Source organism: Nostoc sp. (assembly GCF_036917655.1).
In the GTDB taxonomy this organism is placed as follows: domain Bacteria; phylum Cyanobacteriota; class Cyanobacteriia; order Cyanobacteriales; family Nostocaceae; genus Nostoc.
The window spans coordinates 39,357-62,600 of sequence record NZ_JBALCY010000076.1; the positions used below are offsets into that span (position 1 = coordinate 39,357).

The 23,244-nt window shown below is 42.9% G+C and carries 13 protein-coding genes; 6 read left to right on the plus strand and 7 right to left on the minus strand.

Going from position 1 to position 23,244, the window contains the following annotated elements:
* The first annotated feature begins 523 nt into the window (after window positions 1-523).
* Window positions 524-691: a hypothetical protein gene (locus tag V7K30_RS29175; RefSeq protein WP_335005346.1), complete on the plus strand. Its 168-nt coding sequence runs from the start codon at window positions 524-526 to the stop codon at window positions 689-691.
* A gap of 456 nt (window positions 692-1,147) precedes the next feature.
* Here the strand turns inward: V7K30_RS29175 and V7K30_RS29180 are convergent, their stop codons facing one another.
* From V7K30_RS29180 to V7K30_RS29195, 4 genes are all read right to left on the minus strand, one after another.
* Window positions 1,148-3,676, minus strand: coding sequence for a mannose-1-phosphate guanyltransferase (locus tag V7K30_RS29180; RefSeq protein WP_335005347.1), 2,529 nt, complete (start codon window positions 3,674-3,676; stop codon window positions 1,148-1,150).
* Between the two features lie 263 nt (window positions 3,677-3,939).
* Window positions 3,940-5,226 (minus strand): serine hydrolase, encoded by a 1,287-nt coding sequence (locus tag V7K30_RS29185; protein WP_335005349.1) that lies wholly within the window; start codon window positions 5,224-5,226, stop codon window positions 3,940-3,942.
* A 420-nt stretch (window positions 5,227-5,646) separates the two neighbouring features.
* Window positions 5,647-7,344, minus strand: coding sequence for a glycosyltransferase family 39 protein (locus tag V7K30_RS29190; protein WP_335005569.1), 1,698 nt, complete (start codon window positions 7,342-7,344; stop codon window positions 5,647-5,649).
* A gap of 279 nt (window positions 7,345-7,623) precedes the next feature.
* Window positions 7,624-8,862: a glycosyltransferase gene (locus V7K30_RS29195; RefSeq protein WP_335005351.1), complete on the minus strand. Its 1,239-nt coding sequence runs from the start codon at window positions 8,860-8,862 to the stop codon at window positions 7,624-7,626.
* Window positions 8,863-9,692: 830 nt separating this feature from the next.
* Between V7K30_RS29195 and V7K30_RS29200 the strand changes: the two genes are divergently transcribed.
* From V7K30_RS29200 to V7K30_RS29215, 4 genes are all read left to right on the plus strand, one after another.
* Window positions 9,693-10,169 carry a hypothetical protein gene (locus V7K30_RS29200; RefSeq protein WP_335005571.1) on the plus strand — a complete coding sequence of 159 codons (477 nt, stop codon included), beginning with the start codon at window positions 9,693-9,695 and terminating at the stop codon, window positions 10,167-10,169.
* 194 nt (window positions 10,170-10,363) lie between these two features.
* Window positions 10,364-12,256 (plus strand): iron uptake porin, encoded by a 1,893-nt coding sequence (locus V7K30_RS29205; RefSeq protein WP_335005352.1) that lies wholly within the window; start codon window positions 10,364-10,366, stop codon window positions 12,254-12,256.
* 150 nt (window positions 12,257-12,406) lie between these two features.
* Window positions 12,407-13,513, plus strand: coding sequence for a hypothetical protein (locus tag V7K30_RS29210; protein ID WP_335005354.1), 1,107 nt, complete (start codon window positions 12,407-12,409; stop codon window positions 13,511-13,513).
* Between the two features lie 466 nt (window positions 13,514-13,979).
* Window positions 13,980-14,636, plus strand: a complete 657-nt coding sequence (locus V7K30_RS29215) for a DUF1361 domain-containing protein (RefSeq protein ID WP_335005356.1) — start codon at window positions 13,980-13,982, stop codon at window positions 14,634-14,636.
* Window positions 14,637-14,768: 132 nt separating this feature from the next.
* On the opposite strand, the gene V7K30_RS29220 is transcribed toward V7K30_RS29215, so the two are convergent.
* Window positions 14,769-17,138: a putative PEP-binding protein gene (locus V7K30_RS29220; RefSeq protein WP_335005358.1), complete on the minus strand. Its 2,370-nt coding sequence runs from the start codon at window positions 17,136-17,138 to the stop codon at window positions 14,769-14,771.
* Between the two features lie 847 nt (window positions 17,139-17,985).
* Between V7K30_RS29220 and V7K30_RS29225 the strand changes: the two genes are divergently transcribed.
* A complete protein-coding gene (locus tag V7K30_RS29225; protein WP_335005360.1) occupies window positions 17,986-18,444 on the plus strand; it encodes an MgtC/SapB family protein in 459 nt (152 codons plus the stop codon).
* A 631-nt stretch (window positions 18,445-19,075) separates the two neighbouring features.
* Here the strand turns inward: V7K30_RS29225 and recF are convergent.
* Both recF and V7K30_RS29235 read right to left on the minus strand, forming a co-directional pair.
* Window positions 19,076-20,197: a DNA replication/repair protein RecF gene (recF, locus tag V7K30_RS29230; RefSeq protein ID WP_335005361.1), complete on the minus strand. Its 1,122-nt coding sequence runs from the start codon at window positions 20,195-20,197 to the stop codon at window positions 19,076-19,078.
* A 116-nt stretch (window positions 20,198-20,313) separates the two neighbouring features.
* On the minus strand, window positions 20,314-23,172 hold the full coding sequence (locus V7K30_RS29235; protein ID WP_335005573.1) for a cation-translocating P-type ATPase: 2,859 nt from the start codon (window positions 23,170-23,172) through the stop codon (window positions 20,314-20,316).
* Between the last annotated feature and the right edge of the window lie 72 nt (window positions 23,173-23,244).

Below are 23,244 nucleotides of genomic sequence, written 5' to 3' on the forward strand. Positions count from 1 at the left end.
TCTTTGAACAGCCATCCTTGTCACGGCGTTACCTCCTGAGAAAGTTTGCAAATAGCTGAAATATATTCTTAGCTTAATGAATATCTATATCAATAAGCCTGAAGATATCCTATCAGACTTATTGAAAATAATTTTCATTTAATAAAAGTAAAATTTTGTAAAGTGTTTCAAAAACAAACCGACAAGGCTGGTGGAGGTTCATTCAACCCCAACAAGGATGGGCTACAAGCCAACTTCTTGTAAGTGCCTTACGATATCCTCACACAAGATTCCAGGTGATTACTGGTTTCCAAAAATACATCGGGCAAGGAAACTAGAGAGAGTAAGTTTTTTATGCATTTTATGAAATTAATCCAAATACTAAAAGTAGCTATAATTCCGGTTTTGACTGTATTGAGCTTGTTGTCTGCATCAAGTAAAGTACTAGCTGACTATTTAATTAGTCAGGGTTCAGGAGGTAATTACCGCTATGAATTATGGTCTACCGATGATAATAGTGATTACTATTTGAAAGTTTGGTTAAATGAAGCAAATTCAAACAGTCGCCCAGCGTCCACAAGTAGGGCGTTCACCTCTAGTAGAAAAGCTTTATTTTATTTTGATTGCAATTACGCTAATAAATGTCATTGATGATAATTTTGAATCCCTCCTAAAATGCCTTGAGAGGGGTAGCGATCGCAATCCTATTTGATTTGTGAAATATTTGCGATGTCTAGATCCCCGACTTCGTAAAAGTTGTCGGAGATCTAACTTTTCACGGATGATTAAGTAGGGCTATATTGCAATACGCTTGGGTTAAAGCCAAAAACCAAAACCAGCGTAGGTTGGGGAGCCACTGCGCCCTTGCGGTTTCCCGACTTGTACCCCTACGGGGAAGCAAGCTACGCGCAGCGTCTCCCTTAGGAGAAGCAAGTGGCGTTTGAGGAACGAAACCCAACATTTTTCGTGGTTTGTTGGGTTTCACTTCCCTACGGGACGCTGTTCGCGAACGTTCAACCCAACCTACAACTATCCTTAACCCAAGCCTATTGGGCTATATTGTCAGAACTTTCATATAGTGATCCTCAATTGTATCCAACCGAAAGCCGCATAATTTGTAGCTCGTAATTTGTAGTTAAAAATTCAATTACGAATTACGAATTACGAATTACGCTTCGGCGGGTTGATATTCTTGTTGTCTTTCCACAAAACTCTGAACACGGCTGCGGTAATTTCTTATAGTCTCATCTACCCACTCGCGATCGTTGCTATTTGCATACAAATGCACCAGTGGTTCGCTGGCATCTGGTAAAACTAACAGCCAACTGTCATCGTAGGGTTGACAAATTTTCACCCCATCGATGAGTTCTAGGTTTTGGGCTGGGTGAGTTTCGACCAAGTAACGCATCAAAGCACCTTTGGCTGTCCAGGGGCAGCGGACTGTATAAGTTTTGTGAATTACACGGGGCAATTCTGACCGAGCAGCAGCGAGCGATCGCTCCTGTATAGTCAACATCTCAATTATCTTAGCAATGCAGAACATGGAATCAAATCCCGGATGCAGTTGCGGGAAAATAAAACCAGTCTCTCCACTACCTCCCAATACCACATTTGGGTTCTTTTGACAAGCTTCCATTAAAGCTGTAGGGTTAGCTTTGGTGCGAATCACTCTGCCATCGTGGCGACGGGCGACTTGTTCAATAGCACTGGAAGCATGAACTGGCACTACTACCGTTCCTCTGGGGTTAGCGGTTAATATCATGTCTACCATTAGTGCTGTTAACATTTCCCCACGAATTGGGAAGCCTGATTCATCAACTAAAATCAGCTGTTCTCCATTCGCTGATACTTGCACACCAAAGTTAGCTTTCAATGCCTCCACTACATGACCTAACTGAGTCAGCAGTCCTTCGCGGTCAGTGATTGACATCGCCGTTTTATTGACACTGGCATTCAGTACTACTGCATCAGCACCAAATTTATCCAACATTTGGGGTAAAACTGCCCCTGATACAGCATAAACATAGTCAATCACCACTTTTGCGCGGCTGTTGCGGAGTGTATGAACATGCAATAGTTTCTCAAAAGCAGTGCAGTAGCGATCCATCACTTGGCTGGGGTAAGACACATCGCCAATTTCATGAATTAGTGCCCGCCGCATATCCTCCTTAAAGTAAGCCCCTTCAATTTTCTTTTCCAGGGCTTTGGAGATATTAATGCCCTTGGCATCCATGAATTCAATCAGAATGTAGTCGGGGCGATCGGGGTGTACCCGCACATGGATACCACCAGTTACCGACATTGTGGGGATAACCGTGCGGGCGATGGGGATAGCTGTAGCATCAAGGTTTTGAATATCAACACCTACTGACATCAAACCAGCAATGAGCGATCGCGTCACCATCCGAGAGACATTACGCTGGTCACGAGAAACCGTTACTTTAGAACCAGGTTTCAAAGTGGAACCGTAAGCAGCTCCCAATTTCACGGCGAATTCTGGGGTGATGTCGATATTAGCTAATCCTTGCACACCACGTTGCCCAAATAAATTCCGTTGGGCGGTGTTCCCCCAAATCAAGTTAATGTTTAAAATTGCCCCTGACTCAATCTTTTTACTGGGCCAAACACGCACGCCGGGGCTAATTTGGGCTTCTTCTCCCACCGTGGAAAGCGAACCCACAACAGCAGCTTCTAATACATGGGCGCGGCGGTCTACACGAGTGCCACGGGAAATTACACAGGCAGAAAGATGTGCTTCCTCGCCAATGAATGCCCCATTCCACACTATGGGACGTTTGAGATTAGCATCAGCGCCAATAGTGACATTATCACCAATTACGGTTCCTGCCTCAATCTGGACTCTTGCCCCGATGCGGCAATTGTCACCAATCACTGCTGGGGTTTCAATCACGGCCGTCTGGTCGATGTAAGTATTTTGACCCACCCATAACTTAGGGGAAACTTCTTTATAGGCACAATCCAGTTGCACTTTCTGATCTAAGGCGTCATACTGAGCCTCACGATAAGCATCTAAGTGACCAACGTCACACCAGTAACCTTGAGCAATGTAACCATACATTGGCTCATCTTTTGCTAGTAGTAAGGGGAATAAGTCTTTGGAAAAGTCGCATTCAGTGTTTGCTGGCAGATATTCCAAAACTTCTGGTTCGAGAATGTAAGTGCCAGTGTTGACGGTATCGGAAAAAATTTCACTACTAGAAGGTTTTTCTAAAAATCGCCGAATCCGTCCTTCCTCATCGGTAATCACCACCCCAAATTCAATCGGATTGGGAACCCTGGTCAAAATCAAAGTTGCTTTTGACTTATTTTGTTTGTGAAATGCGATCGCTGCCGTGAGGTCGAAATCTGTTATGCTATCGCCACTAATCACTAAAAAGGTTTCATCAAGAAGTTCGGCAATGTTTTTCACACAGCCTGCTGTACCCAAAGGCTGATCTTCTTCGACGGCATAGGTCATTTGGACGCCAAAATCGCTGCCATCTTGAAAATAGTCTCGCAAGACATCAGGTAAATAATGCAATGTTGCAATAACTTCTGTAATTTGATGTCGTTTGAGAAGATTGATAATATGTTCGGCAATTGGTCGATTGAGGATGGGCACCATCGGTTTGGGCAGATCGCAAGTTAACGGGCGAAGCCGCGTTCCCGAACCGCCTGCCATCAGTACTGCACGCATAAATCCTCCTTAACTACTTACAGCCTTCGCTGCTTGAAAACGTGTCAGATATATTTTGTTCTTCTTTCTTTAGTCTCCTATGGATATCGATATTTGAGGAACTTCCACAAGATGCATCTGGATTGGGGGATTGGGGATTGGGTTAATTAACGGCGATAGGATCATTCAGGTGACAAATAATTACAACCACGAAGTCTTCAATGGCAACTTGGGAATTATCCTCGCCAATGAAATTCCGTGTGTTTGTTGACGAAAACGCATGGTTAAAACAAATCAAAGGATGGCCAAGTGCTGACTTTGCTTTTAATATTCCACATGAGTTCATCGAGGTCGCCGCCGAAATCTGATTTTTGACTACGGGTGTTAACTAGCACTGCCCAAGAGAAACCATCGCTAGTATTAACGATAAATGCTTGTTCTCCTGGTAAACTGCCGTTGTGCCAATGGTTGTTGGCTTGATTCACAGACCATCCTTTGGCGTAACCAGAGTTGACACTTGAGCCTTGATACATAGTAGCGATCGCACTAGCACCAAGAATATCAGGTTTAGAATTCAAACCATCTACTGCCACGGACAAACGCACTAAATCAATCGGTTTCGCAATCCAGCCGCCGTGGGCATCCATTCGTGCTACTTTCATCTCATAGGGATTTTCGCCGCTTTGACCGTAATAAGTAACTTCGTTGGCTTTTTTCTGGGCTAGGGTATCGCCGCCAATTTGCATATCGGTGACACCGGATGGCTGGAGGATATTAGTTGTCACATAATTTTCGTAGATTTGCCCTGTGACTTTTTCAATTACTCGCCCCAAAACACAATAGCCAAAATTAGAGTAAGCATATTTAGTTCCAGGTACGTCATCTAAGGGACGGTTATCTAATACCCAACTAATTAGTTGAGTCTGATTCATTGAGAGATTAGAAAACATCGGGTCATTAATATCGTTAGACCAACCGCCACCTAAATGGGTGAGTAAATGTTCTACGGTGATTTGATCAACATTGGTTTTATAGGGGGTTGTACCGTAGGTAGTACCTAAAATACCACCTTCACCGAAAACGCGATCGTTTAATTCTAGGTTGCCTTGCTCCACCAGTTTCATAATTGCGATCGCGGTGATGGGTTTCGATACACTAGCAATGCGGAAACGGTGACGGGGTGTGACTCTTTCTTTTGTAGATTTGTCAGCCAAGCCGTAGGTTTTAGCTAACACCAAGCGACCATCTTGAGCAATAGCTAAGGAAAGACCAGGAACATCATAATCTTGCATAAACTGAGCCACAGTTTGATTAATAGCTTGCAATTCTGAAGACTTATAACCGTTCTCACTTTCCCTGATGGCTGCATATCTGTCTTCACCGTTGACGGTGTATTTATTAAATTCACTTTCATATTGTGCCGAAGTTAACCCATGACGCGCCACCCATGCAGATGATGCTCCTACTGTTACTGAGTGCTGATTGGGTAATAAATCACCCAATATTAATGCGGTTGAACTCATCCCCATCAACTGCATAAATCGACGACGACTTTTTAAAGACAAAATCATATCTAGTTATCTCCTGAAATAAATTATCCTAGTACTAGCCCTTTCAAGGTGAGCATATGTACTATCAAACTTTTTACGGCATTTCAGGCATCGGCTGGAATTGAACAAAGAATTTAGGCATTAAACTCCAAATTTTTGGACTGTAAATTAAGCGATGCCTAGGTTGGGCTACGCCTACGCATACGCCAACATCCCAAAATTGGGTTAAAACATCATTTTTTTAATAGTACAAACGTTCACCTTGAAAGGGCTAGTCCTATATCCGTAAAGCAGGCTGATAAAAGCTTGCCTACTTATACCAATTCTATATAAGGCTACGCTTTATTCACGTAGGGGCAATTCATGAATTGCCCCTACAGGCTGTAGTTTTGTATCAGTCTTATGGGCGCATCTTCAAATAGAAATGGTATTATAAGTAATTTAACTCTGCTGACAGTGATAAAGTTGATATTCGTAGCCGTTCACCCTTGGCAAAGATTGAGTATCAGATATAACGCATGTTTTGGCGGTTTCTGCTACGGGGGCGTGAAAGTTTACCAGCCACAAGTCAAAAGGTCGTGGTAATTTCTTTAAAGTATTTTCCAGAGCTATGGTGGAAGTATTTGGGTCTTGGTCTTGATGGGCAAGGATAAACAGAAGTTTTTGAGGTGAATTGGCAAGTTTAATCTCCCTAGCTACCCCCATCATTTCCCCAGTGTGGACATAAGTTTTGTGGGTAGTAGCAATCAGTACGGGCACTGGGGATATTTCTTGGATTAGTTGCACAAACAGGTCAGGGCGATAATATTTTTGATAGCCGAGATTGCAGAATACTGTAACTGCACTGACAAATCCCATTAACCAAATTAAGATCACGGCTTTTTTCCCGTTTATTCCCCATCTGCCGATGCTTTTTATCCTATTTTTCCCTTGTTCTCTTGCTGTCCATTCCTTGGGAGGATGCCAACAAACTGCGAGACTTGCCCCTAGTAAAACAATCACGGCGGGAAAGTAAACAAAGTTATAACGGGCACCCCTAGTCAGATCGATTCCCAAAAAGTACGTAAAGATAAAGAATAAAGCGATCGCGCTGATAGCTACTCCAGCAAACACCTGAATCATAATCCGGCTTTCTGGTTGCTGTAGTTGAATCTTGATCCCACTTACTAAAATTGGTACTGCCCAAATAAAGAAAATTAGCATCACCAGTCCAGAAAGAATCATCACCAATAGCTGTGGAGATTCAACTGGTAACAGGGAAATCATTGTAATCAATGTTCCTAAAGCTTGAAAAATTGGGCTGAACCAATCTAGTCCAATGCGCGAGCCTCGAATCCACTCAGTCAAAATACCACGATTTCTATTCTCTAAAAAGATTGGTAGCCAAATTAAAGCCGCCACAAAAGTACCTGTGGCAACGGCATAGATGCGCCGCCAGGGAGGAGAGAAGAAAAGAGAAAATTTGCTGCTAGTCTGTTTTTGATGCCAAGCAAGAAAAATCAAAACTACAGCTTCTGTGCAGAGGGTGAGGGTGAAGAAGTAATGAGTAGCAACACCTAAAGCATTAATTGCCACCCAGGAAATTACTACCCACATGGGTAAAGGTGTGCGGTTTTGAATATGACGTGTGGCAATTACTAAGCAGGTGAGAGAAGCAGTTACCCATAAAGCTGCCAAACTGTAATGACGCGCTTCTTGTGCTAAAAAGATGCCGTAGGGTGATACTGCCATCATGGCAGCAGCCAAGTGTCCCACTAATGGCGAACGAAACGCTACCCTACCTAATACGTAAGCAGATGGAATCGAGGCAGCACCGATTAAAGCTGGTAGCGATCGCGCCGCAAACAGCGATACTAATCCTCCTTCGCTGGGAAATAATTTCATCCACAGGTAAGCCAGCACAAAATACAGTGGTGGATGACTATCTTGTGTAGCTAAGTTATGAACCACATCACCAATACTAGCCACTGGGTTTGGTTGCAGTGGTTGCAATAGAATATCAGGTGCGATCGCTTGATCTAGGGGTACTGCTAAAAAAGTATTCCCCAAGCTAAACACCAAGGTGGAAAACTCATCAGTCCAAGGAGGCTTTGCAGTCAAGTTGGCTAGGCGCAAGCTAATGCCGATGATCAACCACATCAAGTTCAGCAAGGGGTGAACCCAGGAAGGAGGAAGGCGAACCTGCCAATTATGCCAATACTTGTGTTGTGAGCCAGAATTTACATTTGCCAGAGGCAGGAAATGAGTAGCATAGGCAGGTAGCAACGAGATAATTTTTCTGTAAAAATAGAATGCACCTTGGAAAATAACTCTCATTGCCGGGCCTCAAAGGAATGGATTTGTAGATTTGACGTTTTAGATTTCAGTTCGTTCTAAAATCTAAAAACAAAAATCAAAATCTCAAATCCCTCGTTATGATTATTTAACGTCAGTGACGCGCCAGCTAAGTTTCAAATTAATCCAGAAATTCCAGATTGTGGCAACTGCGATCGCTATCAACTTAGCTAAATACTGATTTATCCCCAAGACATTATAGAGAAAGTTAATTATTAGAGCTTGTAATATAACTCCTGCCAAACAGATCGCACTGAACTTCAAGAATCGCTTGAAACGTTGATGCGGATCGCTTTGCCCCTGAGAAATATCACCAAAAGTCCATAAATCATTCCATAGGAAATTATTTATGATTGCCACTGCGGCCGAAAGAATCGTACTGCGAGTTAAACCTAAATGAATCACAGTCCGCAGCAAGTAAAACACCGTTAAATCCACAAATACCCCACTAAAGCCAACCAACCCAAAGCGGAGGAATCGACCAATGGGGAAATTGACTTTTCTACTCAATCGTCCGACTCGCCCTGTAGAAAGCCGCAACCGTACTAAGTGGTGGATGTAATCTATATATTGCTTCCATGTAACTTTACTCTCACCCTCTTTGCGTTCGCAGAACACATACCCAACTTCGGCAACTTGGTCTACCTTTCCCCGCCCGATTACTTCTAGGAGAATTTTGTATCCGACTGGATTGAGTTTTGCATTTGCGATCGCACTCCGGCGCACCATAAAATAACCACTCATGGGGTCAGAAACTCTGCCCAGTACCCCCGGTAAAATCACCAAGCCTAACAACTGAGCGCCACGAGACAAGAAACGCCTGACAACACTCCAGCTACTGACGCCGCCTCCGTCCACATGGCGACTAGCTACTGCCAAATCTGCTCCCTGCTCAACACTACGCAATAGTTGCATCAGCACCTCTGGTGGATGCTGCAAATCTCCATCAATCACCCCCAGCACATTCCCCGTAGCTGCTTGCCACCCACGAATCACTGCTGAAGACAGCCCCCGTTCCTGTTGGCGTCGCATCACTCGCAACTGGGGGTATTCTGTCGTCAAGGATTGTGCAATTTCCCAAGTTCGGTCTGGGCTATCATCGTCTACCACAATTAATTCATAGTTTCTTGGAATAGACTCATCCAGTAACTGACTCAAGATGCTGACCACATTCTTGATGTTGTCACGCTCTTTATAAGTAGGAATTACTAGAGAAAGATGGATAGATTCACCACTTGTATCCATACTGTTAGGGGGTAACTCTGAAATCTTTAGTGAACCAGTTGGTACTGTTAACAGCGAGTTGGATGAGTTTGTCTTCATAATTTCACATTACAGAACGACGATATCTAAAGGCTGGAGGAAATAGAGCCAAACATTTACTGGTCTTATTGACTGAACCTAGTTACTCAAAGCTTTATGAATACTTTTTTTACAGTTAGTTGTTCTGAAAAGTTTAGTAATTTCCGCACCTCAATTCAAAACATTTTCCTAAATTTTATCTAGACTTTAAATTTAAACACTTGTTTGTATAGTATTTATTGATACTTATACAATTTTTTATACGAACAATCAATCAACACTGTACCATTAAGTCAGCTTAAGCCAGCAAATATACAGTTCATCAAGACTTATGTAAAGACTTTTTACTATTAGTAAAGCTAATGTCACAATCCCAAATTATTGGTGAAAAAATAGAGAAATAAATATAAAGTAGTGATTACGACTAAGTGGAAAGTGTAGTAATAGTGGGTGAAATTACTAAAAGAGTTTATCAAAACATAGCCAAGATAACGTAAATCGGTCAAAATGTTGCTCTGGGAATATAAAGATGAGGTGACTATCCCAATCCTGAGAGTTTCTAGTGGGTTTATAACTTAAGTCGAAAAAAGTACTGGTTCACCAAATCTTAAAATTGGTGGTAAACAAGAAAGTGGTAAGTACGAATCAAGAGCTAATTTCATTCTGAATCCTCAACTCTGACTTCGGAATTCTTATTGAATCTAAATAAATATCAAGACAATTTAGTTATACAGCTATTTTCAGGATAGACTCGCGCTTTTGAGGTGCAAGTCTTGCCCCCTACCTTAGTTACTATCTTTACTGGTAATATTGGATACTATATTCTCTGTTTTATTGCTGTTGGGGTGTTAATGTCTGTTTTACGTAAATATACCGTTATTGCTCCTGTTAGCCTGAGCATTGCTTTGTTCATTACTAGTTGCACCGAAAACAAAGTCTCCCAGTGCCAACGACTGATTCGAGTTGTGAATGCAGGAACTTCTCTGATTGATAAAAATAAAGGAACGCAGGTGATCACCAGCATACAACTATCTAAAGATTTAGAATTTGTGACTAAATCGATTCGGGAACTGAATTTAAAAGATCCTAAGCTGAAAGAATTTCAAAGCGGTTTTGTCAAAATTTTTGAGAATCTCAGTCAAGCGATCGCTAAGGCAGGTAGGGCGCTAGGTGCGACAAAGACAGCAGAAGCCTCGACATCTGGTAGAGAAAAAATCCAAAAGGCGAGAGCCGAAATTGACTCAGCACTGACAACAGCTACAACTATTGGCAAGCAGTCAGATACCTTAGTCAATCAGATGAATAAGTATTGTAGCCAGCCGGAATAATCTATCTGGGGCATTGGGCATAGGGGTAGGGTGCAAGGGGGAGAATTAAAAATTACCTCTTTTCCCTCTGCTCCCTGCCTCTTCAACCACTATCCATTCGTAGTAACTTTTATCACTTTTTTTTTAGAAATCTTCCTGATATACACCAACTTTATCTGTCAAAAGAAATATTGGTGCAAGTCAAATGAAATACCATGAGTGATATTAGTCTACTGATGGCGAGTGTGCTAGCAACAGCGCCAATATCTGCGCTAAATTTACCAGAACAGTCAGTAATTCTGTCAGACAATCTGGTGCAGCAGTCAATACAAGAAAAATTATCTCAAGCTGTCTCACCTGCTAAAATTACACCGCCTGAATTTGTGCAGCCAGATATAACCACCTCATCAGCGATAAAGAATAAGTACGAAAATATACTTAAAAAAAGTAGAGAAAAAATTCAATTCATAAGTTCCCCTAACTTACCTGAATTAAAAGATACTCAACCTGTAACAGAAGTTGCACAGAACCAGAAAAACACAGAAGAATTCTCACTATCTCCTCAACCTCCAGACTCAGACAACCAAATGTCTCAAGTCACCTCAGTATCGCAACTTAAGGACGTGCAACCCTCCGATTGGGCTTTTGGTGCTTTGCAATCTTTGGTAGAACGCTATGGCTGCATTGCGGGATACTCTGATGGGACTTATCTGGGGAATCGTACCATCAGCCGTTATGAATTTGCGGCTGGTTTAAACGCTTGCTTAGAGAAGATTAACGATGCGATGCCTACGGCGGGCTACGCCTACGCTAACAAGAAAATTAATACAGTTAATAATGAAGATTTAATCTTGCTGCAAAGGTTGCAAGGCGAATTCAAAGCAGAGTTGCAGCAATTACAGCAGCGTGTCGAGGCTGTGGAAAACCAAAGTAGTGAATTACAAGGTAATAAGTTTTCCACAACTACCAGATTATTTGGGCAAGCCATTTTTAGCGTTCAGGGAACGAATAGCACCGATGTGGATTTGTTTCCTAGAGATGGGATACCTGAACGTCAGGGAAAAACCAATCTGACTTTCACAAGTAGCGCCCAACTAACCTTAGCAACTTCATTTACAGGGCGAGATTTGCTGTTAACAGGGCTGTCTGCTGGTAATTTGGGTTCTAATGCATCGTTGCTATCTAACAATATGGGGCGGTTGGGTTTCGAGTCAAATACAGACAACAATGTAGTTATTAGTGACTTATCTTATCGATTTCTCGTCTCGGATAACTTGGGAATTGTCGTAGGTACGGCGGGAGTCAACCCTATCAACACCTTTCGCGGTATTAGTCCTTTAGAAGGTTCTAGCGACGGTGCAATTTCTCTATTTGGTCAGCGTAACCCGATTTTAAGTATTGGCAACGGCACTGGTGGTATAGGCTTTGACTGGCAAATTAGCGATCGCATCAGTTTGCAAGGCGTTTATAGTGCGGAAATCCCCAGTTATCCAGGCAATATCAACCAAGGCGGATTATTTGGCGGTAGATTTACTGCTGGCGCTCAGTTAAGTTTAGCACCCACAAAGAATCTCGATATCGGCGTGCATTATCTTTATTCCCACTCCCCAGATGGTTTACTGGGAAGTGGTATCGGCGATTCTCAACTGATTTCACCTTTTGCAGATCCTACAGCTTTCAATACCCAAGCAATTGGCGCTACCGTTGCTTGGCGAATTAACCCTAACTTGCAGTTGGGCGGTTGGGGTGGCTTTACTTCTTCTAAACCATTTAACCTTTCTGGAAGTGTAGAAACCACCAACTGGATGGTGTTCGCGGCTTTTCCCAATTTGCTGCATCCTGGAAATTTAGGGGGCGTTATCGTCGGACAACCGCCCAAAATTACTTCTAGTACTTTACCCAATGGCTTCAATTTTCCCAACTTTTCTGATGGGGGGACAGCAGGCGGGCGTAATGACACATCAATTCACGTAGAACTTTTTTACCGCGCCCAGTTGAGCGACAATATTGCCTTGACTCCAGGCTTATTCGTCATTTTCAATCCTGATCACAATGCTGCTAACGATGCATTAGTAGTTGGGGCATTAAGAGCAACTTTCCGGTTTTAATTTTGTACTGGTGTAGATGTAATCAAATACGCTATTTATATACTGATTAGTTCAGTATTAGATGCTTTCATTATTCAATGGGAGCAAGGAAAACTCGTGCGTAAACCTATGCGTATTTTTTTCATAGGTGATTAAAGGAGCAAATTTTTCATGAAATTAAATTCATCAACTAAGTTGGGTTGTGTTGTTCTTAGCAGCAGCAGTTTAGCCGCAGTTATCATCGGTTTAGGTGGAACAAGTGCTTCCGCTCAAATCACAATTCAAAGCACTGGCACATTATCAGGCACTATCCAACTTCCCAGCATTAATCCCAATTTCAATCAAAGTACTACTCGTGTTGATACAGACGACACGGGGACTTACTCTCGGAACTTAGGTACTAAGAACAATCCTAATAACGTTCCTGTATACAAGTCAGACTATGTGCAGGTAAGAACACGCTCTGATGGTAGCCTGAATTACTTTGTTGATTTTAAAGGCATTCCGATTGTCTCCTTTAATGGCGTTCTAACTTCGCCGATTCTCTCTGAGGGTGAATTGACACCCTATAAATACCAGGGAAGATTGGCAGGAACCACATTTCAAGGAGTAGTTCAGGATGAATTTAATCTCACAAAAGCCTTATACACTGGTACTGTCACCGATCCAAACACTGGAAATCAGTATCAGGGCACTTTTGAAGTGAGTGGATATGGAGTGCGATATAGCGATCGCAATGGTGGTGCAACCCCCACAGTCTTTGATTTCAAATCCGATATCCCAGGTTCGCCAAAGGTAACTTCTTTGGAAATGACTAACTCCCCCCTAGCGAGAATAACAATCAAAGTACCTGCTACTGCAAGTCTCATAACTCCTACACCCGTAGTTGGTGGTGGTAGCACACCCATTTCTCCGCCAGTAATTAGCGGTGGTAGTACACCCATTTCTCCACTAGTAGTTGGCGGTGGTAGCACAACTACTCCCCCGCCAGTAATTAGCGGTGGTAGCACACCCACTCCTACACCAGTTGGCGGTGGTGGTAGTGCGATCGCTTCCCCGACACCTACAACGTACACATCCGCGTCTAATTCTCCATCACTCTCTACTACATCTAATATGGAGTTGAGTAACGGTAATTCCCTGGAGGTCAATCAAGTAGTTGTCAACCCTGCAACCCTTACTCAAGCTGCTTGTTCAAAAGATTTTACCAATAGCTGCACAAGACCCTCTTCAGCCAAACAAGCGATCGGCCCCCGTAGTCGAGTGCTACTGCATTAGTTATTTAACATCTATACTTCTCAGGGGATTGCACGATAATTCTAGTCTTCTTGGCAAAAACTTTAGGGTGCTTCTGGAACTCTAGCAGGGCAAAATTAAATCAATATAATAGCTAGGACAGGGGCAACATTCCCGTAAAAAAAGTCCACAGGAAGTTATTCAGCGGCGTTTTTGTGGCTCAGACTTTCTTTCTGTGGTAAATTTTATCCTGATGATTTTCTGGCTATACTAGTGATTTAAGCCGATTGATTGATAAATTTCATCCCCCAGTATGAAGGACATAAAAACTCTAAATTTCAAATATATATCAGTGTGCATTTCCTTTTAAGCGACACAAAAGCCTTGTCTGGTCTTGGAGGAAATAAATTTCCTTGGGGGTACAAAATCTTATCAGTCAATCACTGAGGTTAACACTAACACTACAGAGTGAATCTAGATCAATCAAACGTCTTCTGAGTTAGCACCTATGAAAGAAGAATTGATAGCCAGAGTTGTGCAGGTCTTGCGAATTAATATGAGTTGGATGACTTGGAATTTATTTCTGGCTTTGATACCTTTAGCTTTGAGTGTGTGGCTATTTCGCTTTAGGCGTGGTGGCTCTTGGCTTTGGTGGCTAGGATTCTTAGTTTTCTATGCTTTCTTACCGAATGCACCATATTTGTTGACTGATGTAATTCACTTGATAGACGATATCCGCACGATTCAATCAGTTTGGATGATTACTTTGGTACTCATTCCTGTGTATTTGTTAGTAATTCTCGGTGGATTTGAAGCTTATGTAATATCGTTAATTAATTGGGGTTACTACTTACATCGCATCGGCAAAAGCCAATGGATTTGGCGCTTTGAGTTTATTACACATTTTCTCTGCGCTGTTGGTGTTTATTGGGGGCGATTTTTGCGTTTCAACAGTTGGGACTTTATTACTCAACCCGATGCCGTACTAACTAAAGGGGTAGAAGAAATTCTTGGGAAACAGCCCCTAGTGATTATTACTATCACCTTTGTGGTACTTGCCGGTTTGTACTGGATTATGAAACGAGTAACTTTAGGTCTTAGTCAACGAGATAGTAGAATAGGCATAAATTCAGGACGCGCAAACTCTAACACGCCAAACATTTGATAAACCAAATACACATTTACGGATTCAGGAGACCGACTTTTGGACAGGCTGGAAACGCTTACTACAAACCTTTAATTATGGCAATTTTAGATTTTGAATTGAAGAAAAAATCTAAAATTGAATAACTCTTAACTAATGAAGTTTTCGTCGTGCAGCTGCTAAAATTATACGTTGTTCAGCACGAGCGATCGCTTGATATGTTCGCTCCACTGCTTCCGGTTCAACGGAAATAGAAGTTATGCCCCATTCCACTAGCTGATCGATGATTTCTGGATAGAGGGCTGGTGCTTGACCGCAGATTGAACAAGGTATGCCGGCACTTTTAGCCATTTGAATCAGTTGAGCGATCGCCCTCAAAACTGCTGGATGACGTTCATTAAATACTTTTGCTAACTGTCCTTGTTCTCGATCCACTCCGAGCAGTAATTGGGTTAGGTCGTTTGTACCAATAGAAATTCCAGCTGCACCTGCTTTGACATATTCTGGCAGTAAAAACAGTACACTTGGCACTTCTGCCATCATCCACAATTGAAACTGCGACACCTCAGTTAAAAGAGCTTGCTCAACTTTGCGACGGCAAAAGACAAATTCTTCCACAGTCCGAACAAAAGGCAACAGGAGATTGACATTGCTGTAACCAGCTTGCTGTACACTCGCTAAAGCTTTCAGTTCCAACTCAAATACTGCGGGATTTTGTAAATAGCTGAAAGTGCCACGTTCACCCAACATCGGCTGTGGTGAAGATTGGAAATTATCACTCAATGATGTTAAATCTTGTGGCCAATCTAAAGAACGATAAAAAACTGGTCTTGGTGCAAAAGCACGCGCAAACTGCATAATCTGCTCAGACCATAGCTCTAACAATTCTGCCTGACGCCCGCCTAAAATCCAACTATTGGGATGTTGCCCGGACAATATATTTAGTACCATCAATTCTGAGCGCAATAATCCCACTCCATCTACAGGGAAACTTTGCACTTGTTCTATTAAACTGGACTGACTCAAGTTAACCAGCAGTTGGGTAGCAATCATAGGTAGATGAGAAGTAAGAGGAGGATGGGGCGTTTTGGGGTTGGGGTGATTCGGGGAAAGAAAATTTTCTCCTCCCAGTCTGCGACTTTCCTCCTCTCTACCTCTTTCCATCTCCTGCTTTGAGTTTCCTCTGATCTGATAAACTTCTCCTCTGTCGCCATCGAGCAGCAGTCGTTCGCCAGTTTGGATTAAGCTTGTAGCAGATGTTGCGTTCACTACTGCTGCGATACCTAATTCTCTGGCAAGAATTGCAGCGTGGCTGGTTAATCCGCCTTGTTCGGTAATAATACCACCAACTTGTTGCAGTAATGGTAGCCAATCAGGGGCGATCGCTGGTACTACTAAAATCACTCCCTTGGGTAGTTGTTCGGGTTTCTGTTGCGGATTGGTAATCACTAGGGCATTCGCCACAACACGTCCCCCTGCTGCCCCTAGTCCCCTAATGAAGTGTCCGTGGGGAATTACAGATTGGGGAGAACTAACTTGTGTTATGTAGAGCTTGCCAGATGTAGTTTGTTGAGCGATAGTCCATTTAAAGGTAAAAGTTTTACCTACTTCACTTACTAGTTGAATTCCCAGAGCAATTATTTGTTGTAAGTATTCTTCTTGTAAAGCGTACTGTTTTTGTTGATCTGACTGAATTACGTAGCTACTCAGACAAGTGTGATCTGGTGTTAGCACTGAGTCCGGCACGGGTTGCGAAAAAGCTCCAGGTGCTGCATCACCAACACCATAAGCCAGCATTTTATTGCCCAGCTGTTGCTCAAGCACAACCCCGGTTGCCTGTTGAATGTAGTAAACATCTGGCTGGACTTCACCTTGATCGATCGCAATTCCTAATCCCCAAGTAGCTTCAATTTCCCACCCAGAGGAGTTGGCTTTGAGTAAACCACTGGCGATCGCATTCTCAACAGGTTGAACTAAAACTGCTAAACTTATTTGTTGCAGATTAATCCCTGCCCGCTGCCAATATAGTAGACTTCTAGCACGAAATATCTGGCTCCAGGTACGCTTTAATGCTTTTGCGATCGCTTCGGGTTCGCACTGGCAAAACACCGACTCCAGCAAACCAGATATATTCTTCATATTTGGGGTAGCATTTGATACTGCCAAGGTTGGCCGAAGAATCAAACAGCCAGTTTGCCATTCTCTAGCTGCTTGGAAAATTGTACTCACCCACTGCTGTGGCACAGTCGCAGTGAGAATTTCTTGGCGCAAGCGACCAGCTACCTGCTGAAGTTGACGCCAATTAGCTACATCTAGGTGTAACGAAGAATGGGGTAAGTCAGCCACTAATGACTCTGAACTATTGAGATTTTCGAGAAATTGTCGCAAAACTTCTGCCGAAACCACAAAACCAGGCACCACCGGATAGCCCCGCTGGATAATTCTGCTCAAGTAAAAGGCTTTCTCACCGACTTTGGCGCGGTCTTGTAGTTTAATTTGGTCTAGCCAGTAGAGTTTGTCCACTCAATTTGTTAGTGTCAGTTGTCTATTTGTAGCCACAGCCATTTCCTCCTGATACATTATCAGCCGTAAATCCACGGACTCTCTATGAAGATGAGTTTCCAGCATTTACGTTTAATTTGCCGAACTTATTATTGGTTAATTGCTAGTCACACGATGTATTGCTGTAATTCGACTCCTTTGTAAATCAAATATTTTCCTTCATTTAGCCTCTTTTCCCTGAAACCGGGGGTTTAGTTGTTTGCTCGAGTTGTAGATGACTGTATCTAATTATTGAGCGTATGGGTTAAATCTAGCAATTTGAGGTAGAATTTTATAGTTCAATTATTTTAGATAGTTAAAAAACTATTTAATAAAGTTAAAAATCATGTAGTTTACCTAGATTATGATCATTGTCATAATTTCACAATGCAAAGCTTCATTTATTTTTGACAAAAATAATATTTTATTGGAAAATAATCCTAACAATGGAAGATATTGATTTGCACCTAAAAAATATTCCCAAATTCATAGAATCTAAATATGGTATAAGCTATTAAATTACACCCGTTGAATTGGACTCCATCAATAAAAAATTAAAATATTTTTGCAATATTTTTGTAAAAATAGGAGTTACGCAAACTTGTCTCAAAAACCTGATTTGTCGTAGCGGTAATTCATGAATTACCGCTACTTCAGAACTTTTTTGCGTAAGTCCTAAAAAAAATTAATAATTAACTTAATACAGTGTGGCGGAAGTTTGCCTAACTTTAACCAGTTGCTCTGAGCAAGTTGTCTTATTAATTGAGATGGCATCTGGATTTACACCGTGTTGTACTACTATACAAAATTCTCTATACCAGACTAAACATTGCCAAATACTTACTACCTTGCAACTAATGATTGGCTAAATATCAGCTTCAGGCTATGTATTGCATTGCTTCTTGGAGCAATTATCGGCATAGAACGCCAAATTAGGCGCAAACCAGCGGGTTTAAGAACTCATATGCTCGTGAGTTTAGGTTCAGCTATATTTACTCTCATAATTATGCAAACAGGTGCGTCACAGTCCACTCATGATGCACTCAGCCGCGTGATTCAGGGGATTTCAGCTGGTGTAGGATTTCTCGGTGCTGGAGAAATTGTGCGCCAATCTTCTCAAGAATCACAGCAACCTGAAATTCACGGACTCACCTCAGCGGCGGCTATTTGGGTTTCGGCTGGTTTGGGAATTGCTGCCGGCTGTGGTTTGTGGCAGTTAGGATTAATCGGCGCTCTGCTGACTTTTCTGGTTCTCAACGTTTTTAGAAGGTTAGAAAAACGTCCATAGTCAATAGGAGGCGATTAAGATTTTAGGTTGATACATAAATTTTTAATCACCTGATTTTTTTTTTGCAACAAGGCAATTTAAATGAGAAATGGGGGATGCGATCGCTCAATTCTTGATTATGTCTGAATCTCAAGATAAGCGTAAGATTTTTCTTTCCCCAAAGTTACAAAAGAGGGATTAGCGCTCTTTTATGACTCTCACGAGATAAAAATCAGAAACCTTTGTTGTGATTAGTTTTTTGAAATCTAGGGGTAGGTTGGGTTGAGGAACGAAACCCAACACCAAGAATCCTTGATTTTGTTGGGGTTTCACGAATATTCAACCCAACCTACAAATATTTTATTTTTTCAGAGTAATAAAAAAGCGTTAGATAATACAATGGACAAAAAAATTCTGAAATAAGCAACCGACTAACAAAATAATAGTGGTTACAGCCTCCAAACAGGAATTGTTTATATTAGCGGTTCAGCGCAACTATGAATCTTCTTGAATCTGTAATCAGATTTGAGGTAAATGCTTTCAAAGCATTTAATAATTAACACTATGTTTAAAAGTAGAGTGTCAACTGGAAATTAAAATTTCTCAGCAGTTTGTCACTCGACAAAAAGCAGCAGCTTTTCAACCGCAATTATTATAAATTTGGAATTATTTCTCCTGCTTTCACAAAAAGAATTTGGGAAGACTTCAACCACTGGGAATCAAAAGAACCCAAGTGAGTGGTAGTAATCAGGGTCTGAAAGCGGTCTTGAATAGCATCAAGCAATTGATTTTGGCGGGATAGATCGAGTTCAGCAAGAACATCATCAAGCAATAGTAGCGGTGGCTCTTTGACGACTTCTTCAATTAATTGTAATTCTGCTAATTTTAAGGCTAGAACCAGCGTTCGTTGTTGACCTTGAGAACCGTATTGACGAGCGGGTGTCTGGTTAATAGTTAATTCTATTTCGTCTCGATGGGGGCCGACAAGGGTAGTGCCTTGGTGCATTTCAGCAACGGCTCGCTGCTGAATTTTTGCTAAAAAAGCTTGCTGCACTTCTTCTGGATGGTTATCCTCTAAAGGAATATTAGGCACATACTTGATTTGCAGAATTTCTGTACTGCCACTGATACTGGCGTGCCAAGCGGTAGCAATGGGAGCTAGCCGTTGTATGGCGCGATCGCGTCGTCTAATTACCCTTGTTCCGGTGGTAGCTAACTGTGCATCCCAGACAGCAAGTTCTGAGTCCTGAGTGTCCAGTGGTGAGTCTTGATTTTTTTTTAAAAGGGCATTGCGCTGGCGTAACACATGGTTATACTGCTGCAAAATGTGAGCATAAACTGGCTCAAGTTGAATTAAAAGTGTATCTAACCAGTTGCGGCGACCTTCCGGGCCGCCGCGGACTAGTTCTAAATCCAAACTGGAAAATTGGACTGCATTGAGAACGCCGAGAAAATCCATTTGACGGCGGATAGATTCACCATTGAGAGCAACGCTACGGCGACCATTGCGGCGCAGCGTTAAGGTAAGATCACTAATGCCTGTTTGTCGCTCAAGGGTGGCATTAATTTGGGCTATGGCTTCCCCTTCTTGAACTAAATCGCGATCGCGGGCCATTCGGTGCGATCGCAATGTCGCCAGCAACTCCACCGCCTCCAACAAATTTGACTTTCCCTGAGCGTTATTACCTACCAAAATTGTTTTGGCAGCATTGAACTCAACCTTTTGGTCTTGATAATTGCGAAATTGGCGGAGGTTTAGAGTTTTGAGGTACATAGCGAAGCTACAGTTAGGAGTTAGGAGTTAGGAGTTAGGAGTTAAAAGTTAGGAGTTAGGAATTGAAAACTCATATCTTATAACTCTTCACTCTTCACTCATAACTCCTCACTTTTTCAGACGGCCTTTTTGCCCATAATCCGCAAAAATATCTTCTCCAATTCAATCCACACAAACATTAAGGCACTGAAGCCAATACAAACCCCCAATTCTTGCATATTCAGGTAGTGAGTACCAAAGAATTCTCGCAGGGGTGGGACGTAAACTAGCATCAGCTGCAAAATCGTGGTTACAACAACAGCCGCTAATACAAATAGATTAGAGAAGGGATTCATCTCGATAGTCAGTCGGTTATTGGAACGAATGGCGATCGCATGACCCATTTGGGCAATACACAAGGTAGTAAATACCATTGTTTTCCAAGTATCGCGATCGCCCTGATAGTCAGGGGCATGGGTATGTTGATAAGCCCACCACATTAAGGTAATGGTGAGAATGGCAAATATTATCCCAATGCGAATCATATAAGAACCCAATCCCCTAGCAAAAATACTTTCGCGGGGACTAAAAGGCGGACGTTGCATTACATCTGGTTCTGGAGGTTCCACAGCTAATGCCAAGGCTGGTAAACCATCTGTCACCAAGTTCATCCAGAGAATTTGCAAGGGGGTAAGGGGAACGCCTCCCAAACCAATTAAGGGTGCGGCGGCAATTGTGAGAACTTCGCCAATGTTACTGCCCAGAATGTATTTAATAAAGCGGCGGATATTGGTGTAAACAACTCTGCCTTCCTTGGTGGCGCTGACAATGGTGGCGAAGTTGTCATCAAGTAACACCATGTCGCTGGCTTCTTTACTTACATCGGTGCCAGTAATGCCCATCGCAATACCGATATCAGCTTGTTTGAGGGCTGGAGCATCGTTGACGCCATCGCCTGTCATCGCGACAAATCGGCCTCGGCGTTGCAGTGCTTGGACAATTCGCAGTTTGTGTTCAGGGGAAACCCTAGCATAGATGCTCACCAAGTCAACATTTTGCTCTAATTCCTGGTCACTCATCCGTTGCAATTCTTGACCTGTGAGGACACGATCGCCTTCTTGGGCAATTCCTAAATCGGTAGCGATCGCTCGTGCTGTTAATTGGTGGTCGCCAGTAATCATCACTGGGCGAATGCCTGCATCCCGACACTCTTGCACAGCTGCCCTCACCTCTGGGCGGGGCGCATCCAGCATTCCCACCAATCCCAGCCACACCAAATCTTGCTCAGATGCCTCGTCTGAACCTTCCGGTGGAATTTCTGCCAGGGGTTTGTAGGCAAAACCTAGCACCCGCAGACCTTTACTCGCCATTTGGTCATTTTCTGCCAAAATTTTCTGGCGTTGTGCTTCGGTCAAGGGGCCTGTATCATGACCCAAATGAATCTGAGTGGAACGTGCCAAGGTTAATTCTGGAGAACCTTTGGTAAACATTAAGTAAGGTTCAGATTGGATAAAGCCGGCGATCGCAGGGTCAACACCTCTCGAAGACGCTTCACCTGTGGCGACTTCCTGCACCTGAGCAATCACGCTCATCCGCTTGCGTTCCGAAGAAAAGGGAAACTCCGCAACGCGAGGTAACTTACTGTTCCACTGGTCTTTTTCGATTCCCGCTTTTCCCGCCAGTGTTAACAATGCCCCCTCTGTGGGATCTCCCAAAATCGCCCATTCCCCTTGTTCTTTTTGCAACACCGAATCATTACAAACAGCACAGGCGACTGATAATGCTGAGATTTCTGGAGACTCCTCTAGGGAAATTTCTTGACCATCTAACTGGAAATCTCCTGTGGGAGCATAACCATCTCCAGTGACGCGAAAAGTCTTATTGTTAGTGGAAACCGATTGCACCACCATTTTGTTTTGAGTTAGTGTACCGGTTTTATCAGAACAGATGGTGGTTACAGAACCCAATGTTTCCACTGCTGGCAATTTGCGAATTAAGGCATTCTGGCGCACCATTCGCTGAGTTCCCAGTGCCAAGGTGACGGTAATTACAGCTGGTAAACCTTCTGGCACCACAGCAACCGCCATACTCAAGGAAACTTCCAAGAGTTCTTGGATGTTTTTAAAACCTCCGTCCTTGATTACACCGCCGGCGACGACGATCGCCACCAGAATTAAAGAACCCGTAACCAGGACATTGCCCAGTTGAGTCATCCGCTGCTGTAACGGCGTCGGCTCACTTTCTACCGACTGCAACATGGTGGCAATTTTGCCTAGTTCTGTAGTCATGCCGGTGTTAGTCACCAGAACCTTGGCTCGTCCTTGGACTACTTCGGTTCCTTGAAACACGACATTTAGGCGATCGCCTAATGATGTTTCTTCGGGCAATTTTAGTGATGCCTGTTTATTCACCGCTTCGGCTTCACCAGTCAATGCCGACTCACGTATTTGTAAATTAGACTCTTCTATCAAACGTCCGTCAGCGGCTATCTGCATCCCAGCTTCCAGCTGCATTACATCCCCTGGGACTAGTTCCTTGGCTGCTATCTCCACCAATCTAGCGTCGCGGATGACTCGCACTAAGGGAGAAGTCATTTTTTTCAGGGCTGCCAGGGCTTTTTCGGCACGGCTTTCTTGGACATAGCCGAGTATGCCATTGAGGATGACAATTGCTAAGATAGCGATCGTATCTTTAAATGGCACTTCACCAGGCTTCAAATTGCCCGACTGCAAACGCATCAGGTCTAAAAACCCAGAAATCAGAGCGACGCCAATCAGCATCAACAACATAATGTTCTTGAACTGATCCAGCAAAATTTCCCAAGCACTACGGCCAGCAGTTTCTTCTAATTCGTTGGGGCCGTATTTTTGCAATCTCTGTTGAATATCTTGGGATGTTAAGCCACTGTCCGCGTTACTATCGAGCAGGTCTAGCGCTTTATTAACTTCTAAACTATGCCAAACAGCGGCACCTTCAGGCAGAGAATTAGCAGACATCGTGTGGGTCACAGCAAATGGTTACAAAATTCGATCATAATTTAGTGATGGCAGGAATTCCATCTCCTAAAG